General features: G+C 62.5%; 20 protein-coding genes. 10 read left to right on the top strand and 10 right to left on the bottom strand.

Going from position 1 to position 25,311, the window contains the following annotated elements:
- Positions 1-97 precede the first annotated feature (97 nt).
- On the bottom strand, positions 98-1,492 hold the full coding sequence (locus tag AC0L28_RS17990; RefSeq protein ID WP_023798155.1) for a M48 family metalloprotease: 1,395 nt from the start codon (positions 1,490-1,492) through the stop codon (positions 98-100).
- A gap of 198 nt (positions 1,493-1,690) precedes the next feature.
- Between AC0L28_RS17990 and AC0L28_RS17985 the strand changes: the two genes are divergently transcribed.
- Together AC0L28_RS17985 and AC0L28_RS17980 are read left to right on the top strand one after the other, a co-directional pair.
- A complete protein-coding gene (locus AC0L28_RS17985; RefSeq protein ID WP_287363245.1) occupies positions 1,691-2,839 on the top strand; it encodes a pyridoxal phosphate-dependent aminotransferase in 1,149 nt (382 codons plus the stop codon).
- A 4-nt stretch (positions 2,840-2,843) separates the two neighbouring features.
- Positions 2,844-3,773 carry a glutaminase gene (locus AC0L28_RS17980; protein ID WP_023798153.1) on the top strand — a complete coding sequence of 310 codons (930 nt, stop codon included), beginning with the start codon at positions 2,844-2,846 and terminating at the stop codon, positions 3,771-3,773.
- Positions 3,774-3,886: 113 nt separating this feature from the next.
- Here the strand turns inward: AC0L28_RS17980 and AC0L28_RS17975 are convergent, their stop codons facing one another.
- On the bottom strand, positions 3,887-6,934 hold the full coding sequence (locus AC0L28_RS17975; protein WP_473479081.1) for an Rne/Rng family ribonuclease: 3,048 nt from the start codon (positions 6,932-6,934) through the stop codon (positions 3,887-3,889).
- 687 nt (positions 6,935-7,621) lie between these two features.
- Between AC0L28_RS17975 and AC0L28_RS17970 the strand changes: the two genes are divergently transcribed.
- From AC0L28_RS17970 to AC0L28_RS17945, 6 genes are all read left to right on the top strand, one after another.
- Positions 7,622-8,899 carry an N-acetylmuramoyl-L-alanine amidase gene (locus tag AC0L28_RS17970; RefSeq protein WP_473479079.1) on the top strand — a complete coding sequence of 426 codons (1,278 nt, stop codon included), beginning with the start codon at positions 7,622-7,624 and terminating at the stop codon, positions 8,897-8,899.
- Between the two features lie 212 nt (positions 8,900-9,111).
- Positions 9,112-11,568 (top strand): penicillin-binding protein 1A, encoded by a 2,457-nt coding sequence (locus AC0L28_RS17965; protein ID WP_473479078.1) that lies wholly within the window; start codon positions 9,112-9,114, stop codon positions 11,566-11,568.
- A 141-nt stretch (positions 11,569-11,709) separates the two neighbouring features.
- Positions 11,710-12,841 (top strand): peptide chain release factor 2 gene (gene prfB, locus AC0L28_RS17960; protein ID WP_128182291.1). Its coding sequence is split into 2 segments (ribosomal slippage): positions 11,710-11,775 and positions 11,777-12,841, totalling 1,131 coding nucleotides; the frame shifts between segments, so codons are not numbered across the junction.
- A gap of 444 nt (positions 12,842-13,285) precedes the next feature.
- Positions 13,286-13,672 carry a hypothetical protein gene (locus AC0L28_RS17955; protein ID WP_023798148.1) on the top strand — a complete coding sequence of 129 codons (387 nt, stop codon included), beginning with the start codon at positions 13,286-13,288 and terminating at the stop codon, positions 13,670-13,672.
- A 204-nt stretch (positions 13,673-13,876) separates the two neighbouring features.
- Entirely contained in the window at positions 13,877-14,245 is a 369-nt protein-coding gene (locus AC0L28_RS17950) for a GFA family protein (RefSeq protein WP_473479074.1), read from the top strand.
- A gap of 200 nt (positions 14,246-14,445) precedes the next feature.
- Positions 14,446-15,096: a YiaD family glycine zipper/OmpA-like lipoprotein gene (locus AC0L28_RS17945; RefSeq protein ID WP_473479071.1), complete on the top strand. Its 651-nt coding sequence runs from the start codon at positions 14,446-14,448 to the stop codon at positions 15,094-15,096.
- A gap of 107 nt (positions 15,097-15,203) precedes the next feature.
- On the opposite strand, the gene AC0L28_RS17940 is transcribed toward AC0L28_RS17945, so the two are convergent.
- From AC0L28_RS17940 to AC0L28_RS17910, 7 genes are all read right to left on the bottom strand, one after another.
- A complete protein-coding gene (locus tag AC0L28_RS17940; protein WP_473479068.1) occupies positions 15,204-16,847 on the bottom strand; it encodes a DEAD/DEAH box helicase in 1,644 nt (547 codons plus the stop codon).
- Between the two features lie 190 nt (positions 16,848-17,037).
- On the bottom strand, positions 17,038-17,811 hold the full coding sequence (locus AC0L28_RS17935) for an NAD kinase (RefSeq protein WP_473479155.1): 774 nt from the start codon (positions 17,809-17,811) through the stop codon (positions 17,038-17,040).
- Between the two features lie 483 nt (positions 17,812-18,294).
- Positions 18,295-19,056, bottom strand: a complete 762-nt coding sequence (locus AC0L28_RS17930) for an MBL fold metallo-hydrolase (protein ID WP_473479065.1) — start codon at positions 19,054-19,056, stop codon at positions 18,295-18,297.
- A gap of 3 nt (positions 19,057-19,059) precedes the next feature.
- Complete coding sequence (locus AC0L28_RS17925; RefSeq protein WP_473479063.1) at positions 19,060-20,124, bottom strand: ABC transporter ATP-binding protein; 1,065 nt, start codon at positions 20,122-20,124, stop codon at positions 19,060-19,062.
- Positions 20,121-20,903 carry an ABC transporter permease gene (locus tag AC0L28_RS17920; protein WP_473479060.1) on the bottom strand — a complete coding sequence of 261 codons (783 nt, stop codon included), beginning with the start codon at positions 20,901-20,903 and terminating at the stop codon, positions 20,121-20,123. The genes AC0L28_RS17925 and AC0L28_RS17920 overlap by 4 nt, the downstream gene beginning before the upstream one ends.
- A gap of 2 nt (positions 20,904-20,905) precedes the next feature.
- Complete coding sequence (locus tag AC0L28_RS17915) at positions 20,906-21,787, bottom strand: ABC transporter permease (protein WP_473479057.1); 882 nt, start codon at positions 21,785-21,787, stop codon at positions 20,906-20,908.
- Positions 21,788-21,800: 13 nt separating this feature from the next.
- Positions 21,801-22,907, bottom strand: a complete 1,107-nt coding sequence (locus tag AC0L28_RS17910; protein ID WP_473479054.1) for a polyamine ABC transporter substrate-binding protein — start codon at positions 22,905-22,907, stop codon at positions 21,801-21,803.
- Positions 22,908-22,998: 91 nt separating this feature from the next.
- Between AC0L28_RS17910 and AC0L28_RS17905 the strand changes: the two genes are divergently transcribed.
- Complete coding sequence (locus AC0L28_RS17905) at positions 22,999-23,613, top strand: TetR/AcrR family transcriptional regulator (protein WP_473479052.1); 615 nt, start codon at positions 22,999-23,001, stop codon at positions 23,611-23,613.
- A gap of 505 nt (positions 23,614-24,118) precedes the next feature.
- Here AC0L28_RS17905 and AC0L28_RS17900 read toward each other — a convergent pair.
- Complete coding sequence (locus AC0L28_RS17900; protein WP_473479049.1) at positions 24,119-24,364, bottom strand: hypothetical protein; 246 nt, start codon at positions 24,362-24,364, stop codon at positions 24,119-24,121.
- 317 nt (positions 24,365-24,681) lie between these two features.
- On the opposite strand from AC0L28_RS17900, the gene AC0L28_RS17895 reads away from it, so the two are divergent.
- Complete coding sequence (locus AC0L28_RS17895; protein ID WP_473479046.1) at positions 24,682-25,029, top strand: hypothetical protein; 348 nt, start codon at positions 24,682-24,684, stop codon at positions 25,027-25,029.
- The last annotated feature ends 282 nt before the right edge of the window (positions 25,030-25,311 follow it).

Genomic DNA, 25,311 nt, shown 5'->3' with positions numbered 1-25,311 from the left:
TTTCCGGCCGGGTTGTCCGACCCGATTGGCCCGACTACCCGATTGGTTCGACTACCCGATTGGTCCAACCACTTGTCGCCGCGCACGGCCGGAAGGTTCACTTTTTCTTGCCTGATGGTGCGTAGTTTATGATGTCCTGCGCGCGAATCCAGCCCGGCTCGCCACGCTTCATTTTCATCTGCGCGCGCATTGCGAAGATCTTGGCATCCTTGTAGGCGCCGGAATAGAAATGGCCTTCGGCGGTCGCAAGGTCGGCGGCCGGAATGTTGCCAAGCTCGCCATAGGCCTGCGCAAGATGGCGGTAACCGACGGCGTTTTCTCGGTCGCGCGCGAGACCCTTGTTGATCTGCACCACCGCTTTCTCCAGGGAATCGGGCGTGCCGACTGCCATCAGCGCCTGGCCGTAGGAAACCGGCAGCAGCCCGGATCGCGCTGGGTCGAGGCTGACCGCCTTGGCATAGGCTTCCGCGGCAGCCTTCGGTTTGTTCGCCTTCATCAGGATGTCGCCGCGCAATTCCTGGAAATAGGGGTTCTTCGGCTGTGCCTTGATCAGCGCGTTGGTCTTGGCAAGCGCCCCGGCCAGATTGCCGAAAAGATAGCTCGTCTGCGCGTCGCCATATTGCGAGGCCAGGCTGCCCGGCATCTTGCGCATCAGCCGCGACGCGGCGGCCTGACCTCCCATATAGGCGGCGATCTTGATGCGCATCATGTCGTGCCGCTGCTGCAGCGCCGGCGGATCGACCTTTTCGACGTAGGGGCTTTTTTTGACCAGGACTTCGAGGTTGGCGATGCGTTCGCGCGGCAGCGGATGGCTGATCCGGTAGGGGTCGACCTGCGCCCCCGACAGCGAAAGTGCGCTCTGAAAGCGGCCGAAGGTCTTCAGCATGCCCAGGCCGGACTGGCCGGTGGCATTGAGATAGGTTATCGCCGAGCGGTCGGCGGTCATCTCTTCGGTGCGCTGATAAGCGAGGATACTGCGCTGCGCCATCTCGCCACCGCCAGCGGCAACCCCCATGCCGGCGCCGGCCAGGCCCCGGCTCTTGCTGGTGGCGCCGGCAACGATGGCACCGGCGCCAAGCAGCGTCGCGATGATGGCCATCGTCTTGGCGCGTTCGAGCTGGTTGCGCAATTTTTGCTGGTGGCCGCCGGCGATGTGGCCGGCTTCATGGGCGATGACGCCGATGATCTCGTTGGGCGTCTCCGCCGACATCAGGGCGCCGGTGTTGATGAACAGGCGGGACCCGGCAACGAAGGCGTTGAAACTCTGGTCGTTGACCAGCACGATGTCGACGCCGTCTTCCGGCAGGCCCGCGGCCCTGAAGATCGGCCGCGCATAGGCGCGCACCAGCGCCTCGATCTCGGCATCGCGCACCACCGGCACGTTTTGCGCAAAAGCGCTGACGGTGCTGCTCACAGCGACCGTCGCGGCAAGCGAAAGCGTCGCGAAGGCGCGCGCTGCCCTGGCTATCGTCGATTTGGGTCGGCTCAACATGGCAGGTCCACTGGTAGACGAGCGGGTGAAGGATGAAAAGTCGGCACTGAAACTTTTACTGAACTTGTGATCCTCACATCAATCGGGCATTTGTGCGGCGCGGGACGCCAAAGCTCGGCGCCGGCAGCCGGCAAGCGCCGGCCCGAGGGCCGATCTCAAAGGGCCGACCCAAAGGGCCAACAAGGAAAATGAAGTCAAATGGTTGTATCGCTTTCGCGTCGCGGCGACGTCGAGCCGTTCCACGCCATGGACGTTCTGGCGGAAGCGAATCGGCTGAAGGCCAGGGGCGTGCCGGTCGTTTCCATGGCCGTTGGCCAGCCGTCCGATCCGGCGCCGGCCGGAGTCAGGCAAGCGGCGACGAACGCATTGAAGATGGGGCGCATCGGCTACACCGACGCATTGGGTCTTGCGGGCCTGCGCGAGGCTATCGCCCAGCACTATGCCGACCACTACGGGCTGGCCGTTTCACCCGGCCGGATCGCCGTCACCACCGGATCCTCGGCCGCCTTCAACCTGGCATTTCTGGCGATGTTCGATCCAGGCGACCGTGTCGCCATCGCCGCACCCGGTTATCCGGCCTATCGCAACATCACGGCCGCGCTCGGCATCGAGATCGTCGAGATCGAGCTCGACGGTGATGCCTATCTCCACGCCGAACATCTGAAGGCTGCGCATCGCGAAAAGAATCTGAAGGGCGTGTTGTTTGCCAGCCCCGCCAATCCGACCGGGGCGATTATCCCCGCCGACGAGCTGTCGGCGCTGGTGACGACGGCACAAGAGCTCGGCATCGCCGTGATCTCCGACGAGATCTACCACCGGCTGGCTTACGCTGCGCCGGACAGCACAGCACTTGCCTGCGGCCCTGACGTGACGGTGATCAATTCCTTCTCGAAATACTACTGCATGACCGGTTGGCGCATCGGCTGGATGGTGCTGCCGGAACCATTGGTGCGGCCGGTCGAGCGCATCGCCCAGAGTCTCTACATCTCACCGCCGGAACTGTCCCAGATCGCCGCGATCGAGGCGTTCAAGGCAACCGCGGAATTGGAAGCTGTGAAGGCGCGCTACGCGGGCAATCGCGAGCTTTTGATGAAACGCCTGCCCGAACTCGGCTTTACCCTGGCGGCACCGATGGACGGGGCGTTCTACGCCTTCTGCAATGTCACCAGGCACACCAACGACAGCATGGCCTTCGCGCGCAAGATGCTGGCCGAGGCGCATGTGGCGGCGACGCCCGGCCGCGATTTCGATCCGCTTCAAGGCCATCGAGCCATGCGCTTTTCCTACGCCGGCAGCCACGACGAGATGGTCGAGGCGATGATGCGCATCGAGCGCTGGCTGAGATAGCGTGATGCCGGACCTCGAGCAGGCTTTGACCGAGATTGCCGCCGAAATGGCCGAGCGCACGGATCGCGGCGACGTCGCGACCTACATACCGCAGCTCGGCAAGGTCGATCCGAAAAAGTTCGGCATTGCCGCGGTGACCAATGACGGTCGCGTGCTGATGGCGGGCGACGCCGATGAGCCGTTTTCGATCCAGAGCATTTCGAAGGTGTTCACGCTGACACTGGCGCTCGGCAATGTCGGCGACGCGCTGTGGCAGCGTGTCGGGCGCGAGCCTTCGGGCAACCCGTTCAACTCGATCGTCCAGCTCGAGCACGAAAACGGCATTCCGCGCAATCCGTTCATCAATGCCGGCGCCATCGTCATTTCCGACATTCTGCTCGCCGGTCACCAGCCGCGCGAGGCGATCGGCGAGATCCTGCGCTTCATCCAGTTCCTGGCCGACGACGAGACCATCATCATCGACCGCGAGGTCGCGGCTTCGGAACGAGCCACCGGTTTTCGCAACTTGGCGCTCGCCAACTACATGAAGTCCTTCGGCAATCTCAGCCACGCGCCGGATCTGGCGCTGGGCGTCTATTTCCACCATTGCGCCATCGCGATGAGCTGCCGGCAACTGGCTCTGGCCGGCCGCTTCCTCGCCAATGGCGGCAAGAACCCGGCGACTGGCCATTCCGTGGTGTCGGCCGAGCGCGCGCGCCGCATCGGCGCGATGATGCTGACCTGCGGCCACTATGACGGCTCCGGCGATTTCGCCTTCCGCGTCGGCATCCCCGGCAAGAGCGGCGTCGGCGGCGGCATTTTGGCGATCGTCCCGGGCGTGGCCTCGCTCGCCGTCTGGTCGCCCGGCCTCAACGCCAACGGCAATTCCAGGCTGGGTTCGATTGCGCTGGAAAGGCTGGCGAAGATGATGAACTGGTCGGTCTTTGCGCCATAGAGATTTGGGGGCGCCATAGAGATTTGCCCGCTTCAGACAAGAAAATCCCGCGCTGTCGACAGGACAGCGCGGGATTTTTTTGTTCAAAAGATCAGGCTAAACTACCGAAAAGTTTAGAAAAAGCCTTTCCGCTGCCACCAGCCGGCACGCTTCGGCTTCTCCTCGGTCTTTTCCTCTTCGGCAACAGTCGAGGACACGATCGGCTCAACCGGAGCATCGACCGGTATGGGCTTGCGTCGCGATGGGCGGACCTTCGGTTTCTCGTCGACGGCGGCCACGGCTGTTTCCTCCGAAACAGCTGCGGGAGCCTCGGCAGAAATTTCCGGCTCGGCTACCTGCGTCTCGGCAACGACGTCCGCCGCAGCCTTCTTCGGCTTGGCGGCGCGGCGCGGCTTCTTCGGCTTTTCGGCGCTTGGCATGTCGTCATTGGCCGGAGCAAGGTCCACAGGCTCTTCGACCGGCGTGGCTTCGACCGGCGTTGCTGCTGCCGGTTCGCCGGAGACGGCCTCCAAGACCTCGGGACGGTCAGCCGACTCGGCAGTGCCTGCATCGACCTCGCCTTCGCCGTCTTCACGGCGATTGCGCTTGCCGCCGCGCTTGCCGCGCCGACGCTTCTTGCCCAGACCTTCATCAGGCTCCGGACCTTCATCAGGCTCCCGACCTTCAGGCTCTTGCCCCTCATCCGACGCTTCCACCGCCTCGGTGACGCCGACCTGGTCCTCGTGGTCTGCTTCGGCGCCTTCATCGCTTGCGGCTTCGGAGACGCCATCGGCAGCGGCCGAGATGGACGCGCCTTCCACGGGGGCGCCATGCTCGCGGTCGCGATCCTTGCCGCCGCGCCGTCTGCGGCGCTTGCGGCGCTTGCGGTCGCGGCCTTCGCCATCCTCGCTGGGCCTTGGCTGCTGCGGCTGCTGCGCCTGGCGCGGTTGTTCCGCCGGTGCAACGACCTCGTCTTCCTCCTCCTCGATGACGATTTCGTCGGCGGGCTCTTCCGGCTCGACATAGGCGGGCAAGGTCCGCACCTCGACGAAGCCTTCAGGCTTTTCGGCCAGCGCGCCGCGGAAGATCGCATAGTGCTGGGCGCCGACCGTGTCGTCGGCCTCGACGGTGATGGTCAGGCCGAAGCGGTTTTCGAGCTCCACCAGCGTGCCGCGCTTGTGGTTGAGCACATAGAGCGCGGTCGCCGCCGGCGTCCGCACCGTGATGTGGCTGCGCGAATCCTTGAGCAGGAATTCCTCGATCGCCCGCACCACCATCAGCGCGACGGACGAATCGGACCGCACATGGCCGGTGCCGCCGCAATGCGGGCAAGGCTTCATCGTCGATTCCAGCACGCTGGCACGGATGCGCTGGCGCGACATCTCCATCAGGCCGAAATGCGAGATGCGGCCGACCTGGATGCGGGCGCGATCGTTCTTGAGGTGATCCTTCAGCCGCTTCTCGACGGAGCGGTTGTTGCGGTTCTCCTCCATGTCGATGAAGTCGATGACGATCAGGCCGGCGAGATCGCGCAGCCTCAGCTGCCGTGCGACCTCCTCGGCCGCTTCCAGATTGGTGTGAAGCGCTGTGTCCTCGATCGAGTGCTCCTTGGTGGAGCGGCCCGAATTGACGTCGATGGCGACCAGCGCTTCGGTCTGGTTGATGATGATGTAGCCGCCGCTCTTCAGCGTCACCTGCGGCTGCAGCATGCGGTCGAGCTGCGCCTCGATGCCGTTGCGCACGAAGATCGGCGTCGTGTCGCGGAACGGCTGCACGACCTTGGCGTGGCTCGGCATCAGCATGCGCATGAAATCCTTGGCCTCGCGATAGCCCTCTTCGCCGGAGACCAGGATCTCGTCGATGTCCTTGTTGTAGAGGTCGCGCACCGAGCGCTTGATCAGGCTGCCTTCCTCGTAGACGAGGGCAGGGGCCGTCGACTGCAGCGTCAGGTTGCGGACGTTTTCCCAAAGCCGCATCAGATATTCGTAGTCGCGCTTGATCTCGGCCTTGGTGCGGCTTTCGCCGGCCGTGCGCAGGATGACGCCCATGCCCTGCGGCACTTCGAGATCGGCGACGACCTCCTTCAGCCGCTTGCGGTCCTGTGCGTTGGTGATCTTGCGCGAGATGCCGCCGCCGCGCGCCGTGTTCGGCATCAGCACCGAATAGCGGCCGGCAAGCGACAGGTAGGTGGTGAGCGCCGCGCCCTTGTTGCCGCGCTCTTCCTTGACGACCTGCACCAGAAGGATCTGCCGGCGCTTGATCACTTCCTGGATCTTGTACTGGCGGCGCACCGGCTTGCGGCGGTTGCGCGCTTCTTCCAGCGCATCCTCGGCGCCGACCGATTCGACCTCATGGTCATCCGAATGCGATGACTGCACCTCTTCCAGCATGCCGCGATCATTGTCGGTGGAGGTGGCTTCGCCGGCCGCCTCAGCCTGCGGCACGGCTTCGGAAATCACATCCGATTCGATGCTGGCGGCGATGGAGTTCGGACTGCCTTCGGAAGGCCCAGTTTCGTCACCGCCAGTTTCGTCACGGCCATGGCCCGTCTCGTCACGGCTCGTCTCATCAGGACTTGCCTCGCTATGACTGGCGACATCCTCGCCATGTTCCGAAGCAGCGGACGGCGTGTCGACGTTTTCTGAGGCATCGACGTTCTGCGCGACCGCATCCTCGCCGTGTTCGCCGCCCTCATTGGAGCCGCTGTCGTTGGACCCGCTGTCATTGGACCCGCTGTCATTGGAATCGCCAGAAGCGTCCGAATCGGCCGCACCTGCATCACGCTTGTGTTCGCCTCGGTCGCGGCTCTTGCCGCCGCGGCGGCGTCCGCGCCGGCCGCGATCGCGGTTCTGGCGATCGTCGCCATCGCCGTCCTCATCGTCCTCGTCTTCAGCCTCCTGCGCTTCCGCGCGCAACAGCGCCTGACGGTCGGCGACCGGAATCTGGTAGTAGTCGGGATGAATTTCACTGAAGGCGAGGAAACCGTGACGGTTGCCGCCGTATTCGACAAAGGCTGCCTGAAGCGAGGGTTCGACGCGGGTTACGCGGGCGAGGTAGATATTTCCTTTGAGCTGCTTCTTGTCCTGGGATTCAAAGTCGAATTCTTCAATACGGTTACCGCGAACGACGACAACTCGTGTTTCCTCCGGGTGGGAGGCGTCTATCAGCATTTTGTTGGGCATTATTTCGTTTCCCCCCGGCAGCCGTCAGCCGCAGCTTGCGAGGCAAAGCCCGCCGCTGTGAGTGTGGATGAACATGGGTACCGGGCAATTGAATGTCCGCCGGCCGCTGCCTGAGCGCCATGGCGGTGCCGCCCGCAGCCATAATGGCGCGGTTTGCTGCGGACCTTTCCATGATTGCGCTTGAAGCCATCGTAACCAGCAGAACCTTTTTGAACCAAAGCCCGGGAAAACCGGACCAGCTTGTTTGCTCGTACAGAGCCGGCGCGGGACAATCCCGGCCGTTTTCCTCACGCAGGCGCTTCCCCCGCCACGGGCTTACACCTGCGAAATTCGTCGCGATCACCTGTTGCCTTTTCGCCTGACGCGAAAGGAGCCGTCGTTCATCTCACCTGTAGCAGGAAGCTGCGGAGAGGGACGGTTCCAGGATTGCAGTGATCCACCATCGCTTTTATGATTTGGCGGGTTGGAAGGCAACCCCGATTTCCGATGCCGGCAAAATGCAGTTCCGCAACGGAAGCACGGCTTTAAGCTTTGCGTGAAAAGGCTTGGTTAACCTTCTCTGGTTACCAACCGTTAATCGAGTTCGCGGCCTGACCGGCGTTTCGACAAGACGACGACACTCCGACAAGCAAGATTGGCCGACAACAGGATCGGGCGCCTCACGCCAAACCGGAGCGACTGGAAGAGATGGCACTGGCAGTCTTCACGCACATGAGTGGTCGCGCCGGAGGCATTTTTTTCTACGCCGCCCGCTTCCACGCCGCTTGTCTGCTGTTGCTGGTTGTCGCTTGCCTGGCTCTTTCGCCAGTTTCCTTTGCCGCCGACGCGCCGCTGGCAGTGACGAGCTACAAAATGGCCGGTGACGCCACCAAGATGCGCATCGTCATGAATTTCGATCGTGAGCCCGACGTCAAATGGTTCCTGCTGCGCGGCCCCCACCGTCTGGTCGTCGACCTGCCAAGCACGAGATTCGCCATCAAATCCAAGGACGTGAAGGCGCGCGGCCTGGTCAGGAGCGTGCGCTACGGCGATCTCGGCGAGGGGGTGTCGCGGCTGATTCTCACCGGCAAGGGCCCGTTCGCCGTCGACAGGTTCGACGTGCTCAAGAACGATGACGGCAACGGCTACCGCATCGCCATCGACATGTCGGCGGCGTCCGTGCGGGAGTTCGACGCCGCTCTTGCCAATCAGGCGTTGACCACCGGCTCGACGGTCTCCTCCGACAAGGGCGGCAGGGTCGGCACCGGCCCGGTCTCCAATCCAGGCCATCGCTTCACCGTCGTCATCGATCCAGGCCATGGCGGCATCGACGGCGGCGCCGAGGGCATGAACGGCACCGTCGAGAAAAACGTCACGCTCGCTTTCGCCACCGAATTGCGGGACAAACTCGCCGCAGTCGGCAAATACGACGTGTTCTTGACGCGCGAGACGGACCAATTCCTGCGGCTGGACGACCGCGTGCGCATTGCCCGCCAGCACGAGGCCGACCTGCTCATTTCGATCCACGCCGACACCATCAGGGTCAAGGGCCTTCGCGGCGCAACCGTCTACACCGTCTCCGACAAGGCTTCCGATCCCGAAGCGCAGGCGCTCGCCGACCGTGAAAACCTTTCCGACCAATTCGCCGGCATGGAAATCAAGGACGACAACAAGGAAGTAACCGACATCCTGATCGACCTGATTCGCCGCGAGACGCACAGTTTCTCGATGAGTTTTGCCCAAACGCTGGTCGGCCAGCTTTCCACCAGTGTCGGCCTCATCAACAATCCGCAGCGTTCGGCCAGCTTCAAGGTGTTGAAGGCGCCGGATGTTCCCTCCGTGCTGGTCGAACTCGGCTATCTGTCGAATGCCAAGGACGAGGCACAACTGCTCAGCGCCGATTGGCGCAGCAAGGCGGCCCAGAGCATAACCAATGCCATCGCCCTGTTCGCTTCAGCCAAGGCCGGAGCCGGAACCGGAGGCTGAGATGCCAGCCCTCGCCACAACCAGAGGCAGCGTTGCACGACGACAACACTTTGCACTTATATTTTCGCCATTCGAAGCCGAAATTCCAGGCTGCCGCATTTTGCCCACATGGTGGCGACATGGATTTTCGATTACCGGTCGGGATCGTCTCGAAAGCTTGCGCGAAAGGCGGCTTCGTTTAGGCAATTCCCGAACCAAGGACTGGAGCGGGCATGATTCGTCTTATTGGCTATTTCTTCGGCATCGGCACCGCGCTGGCCCTTTTGGTCGCGGCCGGGGTGGCGATCTATATCAGCCATTTGTCGAAGGATTTGCCCGATTACGAGGTCCTGGCCAAGTATGAACCGCCGGTGACGACCCGCATCCATGCGTCCGACGGTGCGCTGATGGCCGAATATGCGCGCGAGCGGCGCCTGTATTTACCGATCCAGGCGGTGCCGGATCGTGTCAAGGCAGCCTTCCTGTCTGCCGAGGACAAAAACTTCTACAATCACCCCGGCATCGATATGACCGGCCTTGGCCGCGCAGTCATGGTCAATCTGCAGAATGCTGGCTCGGGCAAGCGCCAGGTCGGCGCCTCGACGATCACCCAGCAGGTGGCGAAAAACTTCCTGTTGTCCTCGGACCAGACCTACGAGCGCAAGATCAAGGAGATGATCCTCGCCTTCCGCATCGAGCAGGCCTATTCGAAGGACCGCATCCTCGAGCTCTACCTTAACGAGATTTTCTTCGGGCTTGGCGCCTATGGCGTCGCCGGCGCAGCACTCACCTATTTCGACAAGGCGGTGAATGAACTCACCGTGGCGGAGGCAGCCTATCTGGCGGCTTTGCCGAAAGGCCCCTCCAACTATCACCCATTCAAATATGCCGACCGCGCCATCGAGCGCCGCAACTGGGTGATCGACCAGATGGTCGGCAACGGCTACGTCACGCAAGAGGAAGGCGCCAAGGCCAAGGCCGAGCCGCTCGGCGTCAAGCCACGCCGCTCCGGCACCTATCTGTTCGCCGGCGAATATTTCACCGAGGAGGTGCGTCGCCAGATCAGCGCGCGCTACGGCGAGAATGCGCTCTACGAGGGCGGCCTGTCCGTCCGTACGACGCTCGATCCCAAGATGCAGCTCATCGCCCGCAAAGCCATGCAGAACGGCCTGATGAAGTTCGATACGCTGCGCGGCTATCGCGGGCCGGTGAAGACCATCGACGTATCCGGCGACTGGGGCGTGCCTTTGAGCGAAGTCAAGGGACTGGACGACGTGCCCGAATGGTCGCTCGCCGTCGTGCTCGACAGCTCGGAGAGCGGCCTGTCGATCGGCCTTCGGCCGACCCGGCAGATCTCGGGCGAACTCGTCAAGGATCGCATCGAAGGCACCGTCAGCCGCGAGGACATGAGTTTCGCCATGCGTCATGTGGTCGGCGGCAAGACCGTCAAGGCCAAATCGCCGGCGGACGTGCTGAAGCCTGGCGACGTCATCTTCGTGCAGAAGAAAGAAGATACGGATGGGGCCTATATCTTGCGCCAGGCCCCCGAAGTGGAGGGCGGCCTGATCGCCATGGATCCGCATACCGGGCGCGTTCTGGCCATGGTCGGCGGGTTCTCCTATTCGCTATCCGAATTCAACCGTACCACGCAGGCCATGCGGCAGCCGGGTTCGTCGTTCAAGCCGATCGTCTATGCGGCCGCTCTCGACAATGGCTATACGCCGGCTTCGGTGATCATGGATGGCCCGATCACCATCAAGAGCGGCAACACGACCTGGACGCCGAAAAACTACGATGGAAGGACTGCGGGCCCGGCGACCTTGCGGTCCGGCATCGAGAGGTCGCGCAATCTGATGACTGTGCGCCTGGCCAACGACATGGGCATGAAGCTGGTCGCCGAATATGCCGAGCGCTTCGGCGTCTATGATCGACTGGCGCCGTATCTGCCGATGGCGCTGGGGTCGGGCGAGACGACCGTGATGCGCATGGTATCGGCTTATTCGATCATGGCCAACGGCGGCAAGTCGATCAAGCCGACGCTGATCGACCGGATCCAGGACCGCTACGGCAAGACGGTCTACAGGCAGGACGAACGCGGCTGCAAAAATTGCAATGCGGCTGAATGGCAGAACCAGCCTGAGCCGGAACTGGTCGACAATTCCGAGCAGGTGCTCGATCCGATGACCGCCTATCAGATCACTTCGATGATGGAGGGCGTCGTCGAGCGCGGTACCGGCGCTACCGTTGCCGAACTCGGCCGCCACATCGCCGGCAAGACTGGAACGACAAACGATGAGAAGGATACCTGGTTCATCGGCTATACGCCCAACCTCGTTGTCGGCCTTTATATGGGCTATGATCAGCCCAAAGGTCTTGGCAAGGGCGCGACCGGCGGCGGCCTTGCTGCGCCGATCTTCAAGGACTTCATGCGCGTGGCGCTGGATGGCACGCCCAATGTCGATTTCCAGGTTCCCGAAGGCATGAAGCTGATCGCCATCAATCGCAAAACCGGCATGCGGGCCAACCCGGACGACGCCGGCGCCTTTATCGAAGCCTTCAAGCCGGGCACCGGCCCCGCCGACAGCTATTGGGTGATCGGCATGGGTGAGGACGGCTCCAACGCCTCCGGCGGCGCGCTGTCGCCACAGGCCAACCAAGCCATCCAGTCCGGCGGCGGCGGGCTCTACTGACATAGGATAGGGTATTTGGGCCGGCTTTCGAGCCGGCCCATTTCGCTTTACAGGCGGCGGTGCCGTCCCTATGTATCGCGCCAACCCAAGCTCTGCTTAAGCGACAGGGCACCATTTCAGCACAGGACAGAACGGCCAGCCATGCGCGCGGAAACGCAGAATATTGTCGACGAAATCAGGCAGGCGATAACCCTGCTGAGGAGGCATCTTTGACTGGGATCAAGCCATAAAGCGGCTTGAATACCTGAATGTGCGTGCCGAGGATTCGAGCCTCTGGAACGAACCGCTGGAGGCGCAGAAGCTGATGCGTGAGCGCCAGGGCCTCGAGGAAGGCATCGCCGCAGTCAAAGGCCTCACCCAGGCGCTGGAAGACAATATCGGCTTGATCGAGCTTGGCGAGGAAGAGGGCGATGAGGGCGTCGTCGCCGAGGCGGAAGCGGCGATCCGCTCGATGCGCGGCGAAGCAAAGGCCCGCCAGATCGAGACGCTGCTTTCGGGCGAGGCCGACGCCAACGACAGCTATCTCGAAATCCATGCCGGGGCCGGCGGCACCGAAAGCCAGGACTGGGCCTCGATGCTCCTGCGCATGTACACGCGTTGGGCCGAGCGGCGCCGCTTCAAGGTCGAGGTGCTGGAGGTGCATGACGGCGAAGAAGCCGGCATCAAGTCCGCCACGCTGCTGATCAAGGGCCACAACGCCTATGGTTGGCTGAAGACGGAATCCGGCGTTCACCGTCTCGTGCGTATTTCCCCCTATGACAGCAATGCGCGCCGTCACACCTCCTTCGCCAGCGTCTGGGTCTATCCCGTGATCGACGATACGATCGACATCGACGTTTCCGAATCGGATGTCCGCATCGACACCTATCGTTCGTCCGGATCGGGCGGCCAGCACGTCAACACCACCGATTCAGCGGTCCGCATCACCCATCTCGCCACCGGCATCGCGGTCGCCTGCCAGGCTGAGCGCTCCCAGCACAAGAACAAGGCGAAGGCCTGGGAGATGCTGCGTTCGCGGCTCTACGAGGAGGAACTGAAGAAGCGCGAGGCGGTGGCCAACGCCACCGAAGCGTCGAAGAGCGATATCGGCTGGGGCCATCAGATACGCTCCTACGTTCTGCAGCCTTATCAACTGGTGAAGGATCTGCGCACCGGCGTCGAGAGCACAAGCCCGTCGAGCGTGCTGGACGGCGACCTCGACGATTTCATGGAGGCCTCGCTGTCGCAGCGCATCGAGGGCGGCGCCGGCGAAGTGGTGGCCGACATCGACTGAAGCTCCTACGCCCCAAGCAGCAGGAACATCACGCTAGAGTAACAGGCTCTTCACTGTAATTGAGCGGGTGCTTTATGGCTTTGTTTTTTCATCGAATTTTCGACAATTACTTCTACCTCCGGGTTCATTGTTGCAGGCCTGCCGTCGCCTGGCCCGGAACCACTGCGAGTTCAATCTCGTTATCCGCGCGATCCCACTGCCGGGGTTGATGAAGTCACTCTCGTCAGCCCCGGCAGGGTGGTTCCGGCTGCAGATGTCGGTGCTCGATTGCACAGCAATTTCTTGCGCCAGCAAAGGAATCAGGCCAGCATCCGAACGTTGGGGGAAAAAGCATTTATGGCCGGACGCGGCGTATCTGCGACCTGACGAGCCGGCCACTGGGAAGATACGTTCCAAGAACGGGCAAGCGAAACGCTTGATAACTCGGTGATAGGAATTGCGCCCATGCCTGCTTCCACAACCCGACTGGCCTCTGCCGTCAAGACGGCGCGCCGCCTCCTGAATTCGATCATTGCGGTGGTGGTTCTGACGGCCGCCACCATTGTATTTGCAGCGCCGGCTTTGGCGCACGACGCCACGCCGACTGCAGCGAAGCCGCAAGGCTGGAGTTACCCATTCTCCTGTTGTTCCGGCTACGATTGTCGCGCGGTCTCGCAGACGTCGATCAGCGAGCGTCCGGAGGGCTATGTCATCAAGGGAACAGGCGAGGTCGTGGGCTACAGCGATGCACGGATCAAGAATTCGCCCGACGGCGAATATCACTGGTGTTCGGTCGCCGGCGCCAATGACGGAAAGACCATCTGCCTGTTCGTGCCACCGTCGTCGTTTTGATGCATGTCGCCCAAAAGCTTGCTCCGAGGGCCATGGCCTGACCCGAGGCTGCGCAGCGGTTTTGGGATACGACATGCATCAACAAGAGTGAAGCGCGCCACGCGTCCGACGCAGGTAAGCCGAGTCTGCTGACAGACGGTTGTCAACGGCGCCTCTTTATGTTGCCTTACCGCGCTGGCGCGAAGCAATCGCGAGGGAGGCGTCATGACCATAAAGGCAAGCTGCCACTGCAGGGCGACGACGTTCGAGGTTTCGGAAGCGCCGCTAACCGTGACGCAATGCACCTGCTCCTTCTGCTCGAAACGCGGCTCGTTGTGGGCCTATTACGTCCCGTCGCAATTCAAGCTCACCAGCCCGCTCAAGAATGTCTCTTTCTATCAATGGGGCTCGCAAACGGTAAAACATGGTTTCTGCGCCACCTGCGGCTGCGGCACCTTCACCGAAACGCCGGACTGGTCGACCGGCAAGCCGGATTTCGACAAGCCGAAAATCAGCGTGAATTCTCGCCTGTTCGACGATTTCGACCTCGATCAGGTCGAGGTCGTCGTCATCGACGGCAAGAATCTCTGGTAGCCGACAGTCTCTGCCAGCCGATCGGAATTGCGCAAATAGCGGCGGTTGAATTGACCGGGAAAAGCCGTGGCCAGCCGCTTTTCCCCTTCCATTTTTCGCCGCATTTCATGTTACAAGCATAGAGCGACGTGCGTCCACTTGGACGCACAAGGGATGCGGCGCGCCACTGGTGGGACCGCGGACTGGAGAGGGACTACCTGATGAAAAAGACTGTGCTCGTCGCAGTGGCGACGGCTGTGCTCGTGAGTGCCTGCACCACCACCGATCCGTATACCGGACAACAGAAAGTTTCCAACACTGCGGCCGGCGCCGGCATCGGCGCGCTGGCGGGTGCGGGACTTGGCCTGCTTGCCGGCGGCAACGATCGCCGCAATGCGCTGATCGGCGCTGGCGTCGGCGCTCTCGCTGGCGGCGCCATCGGCGCCACGATGGACCAGAACGAGGCCGAACTGCGCCGGCAGCTTCAGGGTTCCGGCGTCAGCGTCACCCGCAGCGGCGACCAGATCATCCTCAACATGCCGTCCGACATCACCTTCAACGTCGACCAGGACGCGGTGAAGCCCGGCTTCTATCAAGTGCTGAATTCGGTCGCGGTTGTGCTGAACAAGTTCCGCCAGACCACCGTCGACGTGTTCGGCCACACCGACTCGACCGGTGGCGACGAACACAATTTCGACCTGTCGCAGCGCCGCGCGCTGGCGGTCGCCAATTATCTGTCCGGGCAGGGCGTCGATACCCGCCGCTTCGCCGTCACCGGCTTCGGCAAGACGCGTCCGATCGCCTCCAACGCGTCGGCCGCCGGCCGCGCCCAGAACCGCCGCGTCGAGATCCAGCTCTCACCGCTCACCTGAGCAAGACACGCAAGAAGACGGCTTTGCACATGAAAACGGCCCCGCAAGGGACCGTTTTTGCTGGTCTTTGAGAATTTCTGCTGTGATCAGCCCAATTTCTGCTGTGATCAGCCCTTGGCGACGATGCGCATGAACGCGGGCATGTCGTCACCGAATCCGACGGTCCCATCGTTGTCTTCCTGGCGATGGCGGGCCGGGCGATTGCCGTCGCGCTGCGGCCTGGTGTCGCCACGTTCCGGCGCGCGCTGTTCGTTGCGATGGCGATCGGGGGAAGCCTTGCGATCGGGGGAAGATTGGCGTTCGGGTGAAGCTTGGCGTTCGGGTGAAGTGTGGCGCTCGGTGTTTTCCGAGCGGATCGCTTCCTTGCGCGCGCGCCGCTCACCGGCATCGGCGACCGGGGGCTCGGCTGCCACCGGCTGTTCCTCGCGCGCCGCATCCGGTGCTGCAGCTTCCCTTTGCTTGGCGTGGCGTTCGCGTGGCCTGCGTTCGCCCCTCTCCTTGCCATCGTCCTTGCGGCCGGGGGGGGGGGGCGCGCCGCGGCCACGGCGGGGAGCATCGTCGTCCCCGCTCTCGCTGGCGACGACTGTCGACAGATCGCCGTCATGCCACTCGATCTTGTTGCCGATCAGCCGTTCGATCGCCTCGATGTATTTGGTGTCGGACTTGGTGGCGATGGTGAAGGATTTGCCCGAGCGGCCGGCGCGGCCGGTGCGGCCGATGCGATGGACATAGTCCTCGGCATGGATCGGCACGTCGTAATTGAAGACGTGGCTGACGTCGGGGATGTCGAGGCCGCGCGCCGCGACGTCCGACGCAACGAGGTAGCGCAGTTTGCCGTCACGGAAATTGGCCAGCATCTGCATGCGCGCGCGCTGGTCCATGTCGCCATGCAGCGCGCCGGCGTCGAAATCATGTTTCAGCAGCGAGCGGAAAAGCTCCGAGACCTCGATCTTGCGGTTGCAGAAGATGATGGCGTTCTTCAGTTCCGCATCCTCGGCCTTTATCAGATTGCGCAGCGTCTCGCGCTTGTCCCAGGGTTTCGAGCCGGATTTCACCAGCCGCTGGATGATGTTGGTCGCGGCGGACGCCGCCTTCGAAACCTCGACGCGCACCGGCGCGTGCAGGAATTTCTCGGTGAGCTTGGTGATCTCAGGCGGCATCGTCGCCGAGAAGAACAGCGTCTGCCGCGTGAACGGGATCATCTCGCAGATGCGCTCGATGTCGGGAATGAAGCCCATGTCGAGCATGCGGTCGGCCTCATCGATGACCAGGATCTCGACGCCGTTGAGCAGAAGCTTTCCGCGCTCGCGATGATCGAGCAGGCGGCCTGGCGTCGCGATCAGCACGTCGGCGCCGCGCTCCAGCTTCTTGTCCTGCTCGTCGAAGGATACGCCGCCGATCAGCAGCGCGATGTTGAGCTTGTGGTTCTTGCCGTATCTGATGAAGTTCTCTTCAACCTGCGCGGCAAGCTCGCGCGTTGGCTCAAGGATCAGCGTGCGTGGCATGCGCGCGCGCGCCCGGCCTTTTTCGAGGCGGGTCAGCATCGGCAGCACGAACGAGGCCGTCTTGCCGGTGCCGGTCTGGGCGATGCCCAAAATATCCTTGCCGAGCAAGGCGTGCGGAATGGCGCCGGCCTGGATCGGTGTCGGTTCGGTGTAACCGGCGTCGGTGACTGCGGAAAGGACCTTCGGCGACAGGCCGAGGTCTGCGAAGGTCAACACGTCTTGAGCGATCTGGGTGTCTGAGGACAAGTTTGGCTGTCTTTGGCTGGTTCGGGGGCGCAACGCAAGCGGTCGCGGCAAGCGCCGCGCGCCTGCAAGATTGGCATTGCAGGTAGGCGCAAGCCCACGATTTGTCAACACAAACAGGCGGGGGACGGCACGATTGTGAAGTCGTAACCTTAATCGCGATGCTTAATCGATCTGCTGTCGCTGCGCCGGCTCAATAGCGGAACTGTTCGGCGAGAATGCGCTCGTTCCACGAATGGCTCGGATCGAACAGCAGCGTCGCCGTTACCGTTGGCGATTCTTGCACCGTAACCGAGGTTACGGCCTTCACCTCGGTATGGTCGGCGGCGGCGTTCACCGGCCGCTTTTCCGCCTCCAGAATGTCGAAACGAACGGTCGACTTGTTGGAGAGCAGCGCGCCGCGCCAGCGGCGCGGGCGGAACGGGCTGACCGGGGTCAGCGCCAGCAGCGGCGCGTCGAGCGGCAGGATCGGTCCGTGCGCGGAAAGGTTGTAGGCGGTCGAGCCCGCCGGCGTCGCGACCATCACACCGTCGCAGTTCAATTCCTCCAGCCGCACTTGCCCGTCCACGGTGATACGGATCTTGGCCGTCTGGTAGGACTGGCGCCATAGCGCAACCTCGTTGATCGCCAACGCCGAGATCGTTTCGCCTTCTGCGGTCACCGCCTGCATCTCCAGCGGACGGATGGTTTCGGCAACGGCCGCCGCGATGCGCCCGGTCAAACCGCTGGCGCGGTATTGGTTCATCAGGAAGCCGATGGTGCCACGGTTCATGCCGTAGACCTTTTTTCCCGTGCTCATCGTGTCGCGCAAGGTCTGCAACAGGAAGCCGTCGCCGCCGAGGGCGACGACGATCTCTGCATCCTCGATGGGTGCTTGGCCATAGCGCGCCGAAAGGCTCTCCAGCGCCGCCTTGGCGTCGGCGGTGTCGGACGAGACGAAGGCGAAGCGGCTGGCGGCTTTGTTCATGGCTCCCCAATGGCGAGTGTTGATGGCGACCGGTCGGTGGCGACCGGTTTGCTTGGGCCGCGCCAGCGCCGGGTTAGCATGGGCTGGCAAATCTGCAAAGCAAGACATCTGGCGCCGCTTGATACAGCGCCGGGAGGAGCCGCCGGCCTGCTGCTCGCGCATCGTGTCGAGTGACAAGCGAATGTGATGGTTAAGACGGGAATTAAACTCTCGTAAAGCCGGATCGACCATGTTAGCCGGCAGTGGATGGGCGGCGTGGGGCCAGCTAGTCGGACCGATTTATTGCCGGTAACACGCCTGATTGTCATCGTCTTGATGCTGGGAAGTTTTGCGCTTGCCTTTGCCCAACTGGTGCGCCAGTCGGAACAGACGAGTTTGAGACCCCAACCCACGGCTTCACGCTGCGGCGATGCCGCCGGCACGCCGTGCCCGCAACGGGCGTTGTGACTTCGCCAAGCACTTCTAGCGATAGGAGGCCGGTGCTTAGCGCGCCTGCAGCAGATGGCAGCCGGCCTGCCGCTTTTGTGCGAGATACTCGTCGATAAGCTGGCGGTAGCGCACCTTGCCGAAGCTCGGGAAGTGGCCGCCATGCACGACCGCAACATCGAGCTCGCGCATCCGCAGCAGCGTCTCGACATAGTCGTCGACAGCGGAATGATAGACATCGTCGATCAGCGGGCCGTCATAGACGATGTCGCCGGAAATCAGGATGCCGGTCTTCCTCTCGTAGAGCGCGATGCCACCGGGTGAATGGCCCGGCGTGTGGATCACCTCGAAGGCACGGTCGCCGAGATCGACGAAATCGCCTTCTCCAAGCAAACGATCGGCCGGCGCCGGCTGGATCCGGTAGCGCGTGGCATCCCAGCCTTGCGGCATTGCGTCGAACATGGCGTCGGTCGCGTAGCGGTCGGCGACCGTCCATTCATTGCGCGGGTCGGCGAGGATTTCCGCTTCGGCCGCATGCACGCAACGGTCCGGAAATTCGTGATGACAGCCAATATGGTCGAAATGCGTGTGGCTGGCCACGCAAACGAGCTTTCGCTCCGTCACCAGCGGGACGTGGCGCCGCAGGCTGAAATGGCCGAGGCCGGTGTCGAACAGAAGATCGCGATCGCGGCCGCGCACATGCCAGATGTTGCAGCGGAAGAACGGCTTGATCCACGGCTCGTGGATCAGCGTTACGCCATCGCCCATACGGATAGCTTCATACCAATTCGCAGCGTCGATGATCGGAAGCGTGCCCATGGCTCAGTCCGCCAGAAGGATGACATCGCCAGCGTCGCACGAAACCGCAGAGATGTCGCCCGGCTGGACGGCCGCAGCAGCGGGAACCCTGGCGATGAAGTGCAGCGCCGGGTCTTTCTCGGAGACAGCAAGCACGCGCTTGAAGCTGCCTTGAAACACCACGTCGCTCACCTTGGCCGTGCCGAGCCTTACCGCGCCGCCGGCCGCACCGAGGACAAGGTGCTCCGGACGGACGGCGAGGGCGACAGAAGCGCCAGCAGGCACTGCACCGGGCAGCGAAAGCGGTCCGACCTGCGTCGCGACAGTGATTGTTCCGTGCTTCGCCGCCGTCACCGTTCCCGATATCAGCGTGCTCTCACCCATGAAGGTTGCGGAAAAGCGCGTCGCCGGCCGCGCATAGACGCGCTCCGGCGGCCCTTCGTCCTCGATGCGCCCGTCATTCATCACCACGCAATGGTCGGCCAGCGCCATCGCCTCTTCCTGGTCGTGGGTGACATGGATGAAGGCGGTGCCGACGCGTTTCTGGATCGCTTTCAACTCGTCCTGCATCTGCCGGCGCAGTTTTAGGTCGAGCGCGCCGAGCGGTTCGTCGAGCAGCAGCACGGCCGGCTCGACGACAAGCGCGCGGGCCAGCGCGACGCGCTGCCGCTGGCCGCCGGAAAGCTGGTGCGGCTTCTTGTCGAAGGCGGTGGCCAGCCCGACCAGCGCCAGCGCGTCACGCGCCCGCGCGGTCCGTGTCGCGGCATCGACGCCTTGCATGCGCAGGCCGAAGCCAACATTGCTGCCGACGCTCATATGCGGAAACAGCGCATAGTCCTGAAAAACCGTCGTCGTCGGCCGCTTCGCCGGCGGCACCGCGGTGCAGTCCTCGCCGCGGATCAGCACTTTGCCTTCGCTCGGCGTGACGAAGCCGCCGAGAATGGACAAAAGCGTCGTCTTGCCGGAGCCCGACGGCCCGAGCAGGATGGTGTAGCTGCCCGGCTCGATTTGCAGCGACACTTTCCTCAACACGGTGTTCTGGCCAAAGCGATGCGAGACAGCGCGGACATCGACCAGTGGCGCGGTCATGCCGGCTTCCTCCGCAACAGCATCAGTTCAAAAAGCACGATCAGCACGATGGAGACGGCGAAGACCAGCGAGCCGACGGCGTTGGTCTTGGGATTGAGGCCCGAGCGCAGGAGGTTCCAGATCTCGACCGGCAGCGTCGTGTCGAAGCGCGTCAGCAGGAACGAGATCACGAATTCGTCCCAGGAGAAGGTCATCGACAGGAAGAAACCGGCGAAGATCGCCGGCGCCATGACAGGCACGGTGATCAGCAGCAGCACCTTCCATTCGGGCGCGCCGAGGTCGCGCGCGGCTCGCTCGATGTTGATCTGGTGGTCGCCCATCTGGCTGTAGATGATGGCAAAGCACAGCGGCAGGTTGATCACGACATGGCCGATGCCGGCAGCAAGCAGCGATTTCGGTATGCCGGCCCAGTTGAACAGCACCAGCAGCCCCATGCCGATGATGAGATAGCTCACGGTCAGCGGCAGCGTGATCAGCCCGCGCAGCAGGGCCGAGCCCGGCAGCACGAAACGCGCAAAACCCCAGGCTGAGAGGAAACCGAGCGTGACGGCAGCAGCCGAGGAGAGGACCGCGACTAGAAGCGAATTGACCAGCGCCGAGGTCAGCCGCGTGTCGGCGAGCACGGCGTCGTACCAGCGCAGCGACGGGCCGGTGAAGGGCGGGATCGGAAACGACGTCGCCTGCAGCGAAAACAGCACTAGCACGACCACCGGCAGGAAGATGAAGCCATAGATGGCGATGGCGTAAAACCAGGAGACGATGCGGACAACGGCGCGCACAGTCAGGCCCGCTCGATCTTGAGCCAGCGGGCGCAGGCGAGATAGGCAATGGTGACGACCGCCATCAGGATGATCGACAGCGCCGAGGCGAGCGGAAAATCGCCGCGCCGGCCGATCTGCATCATCACCAGTTGCGGCATCAAAAGCTCGTTGTTGCCGCCGAGGATCTGCGGCGTGATGTAGTCGCCGATGCACAGCACGAAGGTGAGGAAGGCGCCGACCATGATGCCGGGCAAGGTCAGCGGCAGGACGACATGCAGGAACGTGCGCACCGGCCCGGCGCCGAGATCGGCGGCTGCCTTGCGGTAGCTCGGGCTGAGCTGCTTCAGATTGGCGAAGATCGTCAGCGTCAAAAGCATGACGAAGAAATGCACGAAGCCGATGACCGTGGCCAGCCGCGTGTTGGCGAGCTGCAGCGGCTCGCTGAACAGGCCGGAGCCGGTCAGGGCGCGGTTGATCACGCCGTTCTGCGCCAGCACCAGCAGCCAGGTGTAGGAGCGCACGACATAGGAGGTCCAGAACGGCAGCACCGCCAGCATCAGCGCCAGCCGCTGCCAGCGTTCCGGCACCTGTTCGGCCAGGATCCAGGCGAAAGGGTAGGCGAGCAGCACCGAAATCACGGTGACGATGGCTGTAACCTGCAGCGAATTCACCATCGCCTGCCAATAGGCCGGGTTGGTGAAGAACTGGCTGTAATTAGCGAGTGTAAAGCCCCTGCCGTCATGCGCCGTCAGGCTGGAAAACCCCATGGCGACGAACGGCAGCACGAAGAACAGCAGCGTCCAGCCGAGCGCCGGCGTGACCAGCGCCCAGGGGAGGCCCGCCCGGGGCAGGGCACGGCCCGCCCGGGGCAGGGCACGCCCGCTGTTGGTGGCAGAGTTCACGACCGGCGACCGGTCACTGCGCCTGCAGCATTTCGGTCCAGACGTCCTGCATCTTCTTGTCGAGATCGGCGTTCGGCGCCGGATAGGGCTGGGCGCGGGCGAGGAAATCCGGCTGCTCGTCGAAGCGCAGGATCTTCTTCTGCTCATCGGTCAGAGCCGCCTTGGTATTCGCCGGCATGCCCCAATAGCAGGCAGAAGTGGCAAGCCGCGCCTGGCCTTCAGGGCTCATAATGTACTGGATGAATTTTAGCGCCGTGTCCTTGTTTTTGGAATCCTTGAACATGGCCAGCGACTGCGACCACAGCACAGCACCTTCTCTGGGGATCGAGAAATCGAGGGCAGGGTTCTCCTTGGCCAGCCCGGCCGTCACCCATTCGCCGCCGCCGACCAGAATGTCGACCTCGCCGGTCGCCAGCGCGGTCTGGCTGGCGGTCACCTCGCCGACCAGCTTGGCATTGGCCTTCATCTTGAGCAACTCTTGCTTGATGGCCGGAAGGTCGGCTTCGGTGAGCTCGGCGGTCTTCTTGCCGATCGCCAGCGCCGCCATGCCGATGACCGGCAGGTAATAGTCGTAGATGGCGATCTTGCCCTTGTATTTGTCGCCGGTCAGCGCGGCCAGCGACTGCATGTCGGCCGGATCGACCTTGGTCTTGTTGTAGCCGATGGTGTTGTAGCCGAACTTTTCGGTGATGCCGTAGCGCTTGCCGTCGACCACGGTGGAGCTGTCCATCTTCACCTGGGGAAAGAGGTCGGCCAGCGGCAGCTCGTCTTCCGGCAGCGGTTCGAACAGGCCTTTTTCGACGCCGCGCGGTATGTCGATGCTGTCGATCACCATCACGTCCCAGTCGCCGGGCTGCGACTGCTCGACAATCGCCATGCCGGCGCCGGTGCCCTCGAATTCCTTGACATTGACCTTGACGCCATTCGCCTCCTCGAAGGGCTGCAGCAGCGCCGGGTCGGCGTGATCGCACCAGATCAGAGCGTTGAGATCAGCGGCCTGGGCGAGGCTGCCCGTCGCCAGCAACAATGCTGTCGCTGCACACGCGGCGTGGAGATACCTCTTCAGAACGGAAAGCGGCTTCCTGGTTGTTGGATTCGGGGTGTCTGGATTGATGGTCATCGAGTGTTCTCCCTTGCCTTTCTGGCTTCTGGCAAAAAATTGAACCAATTCTAAAATTGAGTCAATTCTGTTTTTATGGCAGATAGCCGACATGAGCGGATTGCGGGCAAGGCAGAAGGCGGATCGGCATCGCCGGATCATCGAGGCGGCGGCGGCGCTTTTTCGCGACACCGGCTATGAAGCCGCCAAGATCGAGACGATCGCGGCGCAGGCGGAAGTCTCGGTCGGCACGATCTACAACTATTACCAGAACAAGGGCGACATCCTCGGCGCCATCGTCTCGATGGAGGTCAACGAGGTGCTCAATGCCGGGCGCGGCGTCGTCGCCAACCCGCCGGCCAATGTCGGCGATGCGCTCGACACGCTGCTCGGCATCTATATCGAGCATTCGCTGCACTATCTCAGCAAGGAGATGTGGCGGCAGGCGATGGCGATCTCGACGCAACTGCCCGACAGCCCGTTCGGCCAGGCCTATACCGCGCTCGACCGGGCGCTGACCGAACAGATCCGCGCGCTGATCGCCCGGCTGCAGGGGCTCGGCCTGGTGCGCCGGGATATCGATGGACACGCCTTAGGCGAACTGGTGTTCAACAACATGAACATGATGTTCATCGAGTTCGTGAAGCGCGATGAGGCGAGGATTGCCGAATTGCGCGCCGCGATACGAAGGCAGAACCGGATTCTGGTGGCGGCGATCGCGGTGTGAAGGGCTCCCGATGGGATTTCTGTGGCCCGGACGCCGCTAACCGCAATCGCGCAGGTTCAATTCCGCTGGTGGGAGCACCTCCGCTGTCGACTACATCGGCGGTGTTCTACCGAGCATGCCTGGGTGGCCGCGCACGTGGAAACGGCACGACGGTCAAGGGCGCCTTACGGAATTCGGCGATGGCTATTTCTTCAATCAGCAAGTCCAGTGCCTCGTTGACGCGCTGGCTCGTTTCATCCATGCCGCAGAGCCGGTTTTGGGCGCACTCCAAGAGCTCGCGCGCCGCAGCGAAGTCGCTTCGCATGACACCACCCGTCGTTCAGCCCACCGCCCGGACATTGTCAGCGCGCTAAATTGAGCGATTGCTAATATACACAGGGGCATTTTAATCGAATGGCATTAATGGCCGGGAGCGGGAGATGCCGGCCGGTCCGCATCCCTGTGCATCCATTGGTTCTGATGCCCCGGACCGGAGGCGTGGGCGCTTGCTTTGCGAACGCGGGGATTACTCCTGATACGATCTTGGACGGCTTAGAAATTCTCTGGCGGCAGCGATCTGGCGTCGATGCTCGCGAAGGAAGGCCAGGCTGAAACAGATCGAAAAGGCCAATCCCGAAAAGGCTATCGTTGCCTGCGAGGTCGGATCGGGATCGGCAATCATCAGAAAGCGGAAACCGAACGCCAACGCGAGGGCAGCAAGACCACCATACATGCCACCAATCAACGGGGCGATCGTGCGTTTCTGCTCCAACGGCGACTCCTATGGTTTCCACTACGGAATACCTGTGGTTCTGCTCAGGAATATATGCGTTGAAGCTGATGGGCTATGGCCCGGCCTGTGGAAATCGGGGACGAGCAGATTTTCGACCGACCCTGACGATCACTAGGGCGTCGTCTGGTGCCGCGCGTTGTAACATCTTCGCGTCTGACCACGGCGCGGCCGGTCAAAAGACGAACAACAGTAGTGGCGGGACGGGCCATATGGCTTGCTCCATTAAAGACTTCCGGCAGATCGGGCTTGAAAGGTAGAGAAATTTCAGTTTTTGTTACCCCTCTTGGGGGGCTGCAATGAAGCGTTTTTTACTCGCGACACTAGTGGGACTTATGATTTTTACTGCTGACGCCCGAGCAGCAGTCGATCCGAGGTACAAGGCCGAACAGAGCGCCTTGATTAAATGCAATCAGTTGTGGTCGGCAAAGCTGTCAGTTCAGCGCGGCGATCCGTATTCGTTAGCGAGAAAAGCGCAGCAATTGTGCGCCGGACAAGAAGCAGCATACGAGCGAGCGATGCGGCCGATCCTTTACTACAAGGAGGTAGCCGATCGACACATGCGAAAGATCCGTGCCTTTCAGCTGAAGTCCAATGCTGCGATGATCGTCAAAGTCCGCGCACTCATGACAAAGAGAAAGCGATGACCAAGCCATGCCGTGCCGGAAAGAATGTCGGGGGATCACAGTAACCGCGTCTCCTGTGCCCCTTCGGCTACATCTTAGGATCAAGCTTCGCCCCAGGAAAGCTTCGACGCAGTAGCTAAAGAGCAGGGCACGCTTCGAGCTCAATAACCATTCCGCTTGCTTATAATCTCGCGTCGGCTACTGCCAGACCATCGACATGTTGATCGAACACGCGGTGGCGAGGTTATGGGGTGCGGTGATCCTCGCAATGTCGCGTAACGCCAATTGCTTTTCGAATTGAAT

This window comes from Mesorhizobium sp. WSM4847 (genome assembly GCF_055811335.1).
The sequence above is the reverse complement of the archived record's forward strand: the minus strand, read 5'-3'. Positions and strand labels throughout refer to the sequence as shown.

Excerpts from the sequence above, each read along its gene's own strand:
- AC0L28_RS17975 (WP_473479081.1), bottom strand. The coding sequence starts at position 6,934 with ATGCCCAACAAAATGCTGATAGACGCCTCCCACCCGGAGGAAACACGA.
- AC0L28_RS17955 (WP_023798148.1), top strand. The coding sequence starts at position 13,286 with ATGCCTGCTTCCACAACCCGACTGGCCTCTGCCGTCAAGACGGCGCGC.
- AC0L28_RS17965 (WP_473479078.1), top strand. The coding sequence starts at position 9,112 with ATGATTCGTCTTATTGGCTATTTCTTCGGCATCGGCACCGCGCTGGCC.
- AC0L28_RS17910 (WP_473479054.1), bottom strand. The coding sequence starts at position 22,907 with ATGACCATCAATCCAGACACCCCGAATCCAACAACCAGGAAGCCGCTT.
- AC0L28_RS17985 (WP_287363245.1), top strand. The coding sequence starts at position 1,691 with ATGGTTGTATCGCTTTCGCGTCGCGGCGACGTCGAGCCGTTCCACGCC.
- AC0L28_RS17970 (WP_473479079.1), top strand. The coding sequence starts at position 7,622 with ATGGCACTGGCAGTCTTCACGCACATGAGTGGTCGCGCCGGAGGCATT.
- AC0L28_RS17935 (WP_473479155.1), bottom strand. The coding sequence starts at position 17,811 with ATGAACAAAGCCGCCAGCCGCTTCGCCTTCGTCTCGTCCGACACCGCC.
- AC0L28_RS17990 (WP_023798155.1), bottom strand. The coding sequence starts at position 1,492 with ATGTTGAGCCGACCCAAATCGACGATAGCCAGGGCAGCGCGCGCCTTC.
- AC0L28_RS17895 (WP_473479046.1), top strand. The coding sequence starts at position 24,682 with ATGAAGCGTTTTTTACTCGCGACACTAGTGGGACTTATGATTTTTACT.
- AC0L28_RS17905 (WP_473479052.1), top strand. The coding sequence starts at position 22,999 with ATGAGCGGATTGCGGGCAAGGCAGAAGGCGGATCGGCATCGCCGGATC.
- AC0L28_RS17950 (WP_473479074.1), top strand. The coding sequence starts at position 13,877 with ATGACCATAAAGGCAAGCTGCCACTGCAGGGCGACGACGTTCGAGGTT.
- AC0L28_RS17925 (WP_473479063.1), bottom strand. The coding sequence starts at position 20,124 with ATGACCGCGCCACTGGTCGATGTCCGCGCTGTCTCGCATCGCTTTGGC.
- AC0L28_RS17945 (WP_473479071.1), top strand. The coding sequence starts at position 14,446 with ATGAAAAAGACTGTGCTCGTCGCAGTGGCGACGGCTGTGCTCGTGAGT.
- AC0L28_RS17930 (WP_473479065.1), bottom strand. The coding sequence starts at position 19,056 with ATGGGCACGCTTCCGATCATCGACGCTGCGAATTGGTATGAAGCTATC.
- AC0L28_RS17980 (WP_023798153.1), top strand. The coding sequence starts at position 2,844 with ATGCCGGACCTCGAGCAGGCTTTGACCGAGATTGCCGCCGAAATGGCC.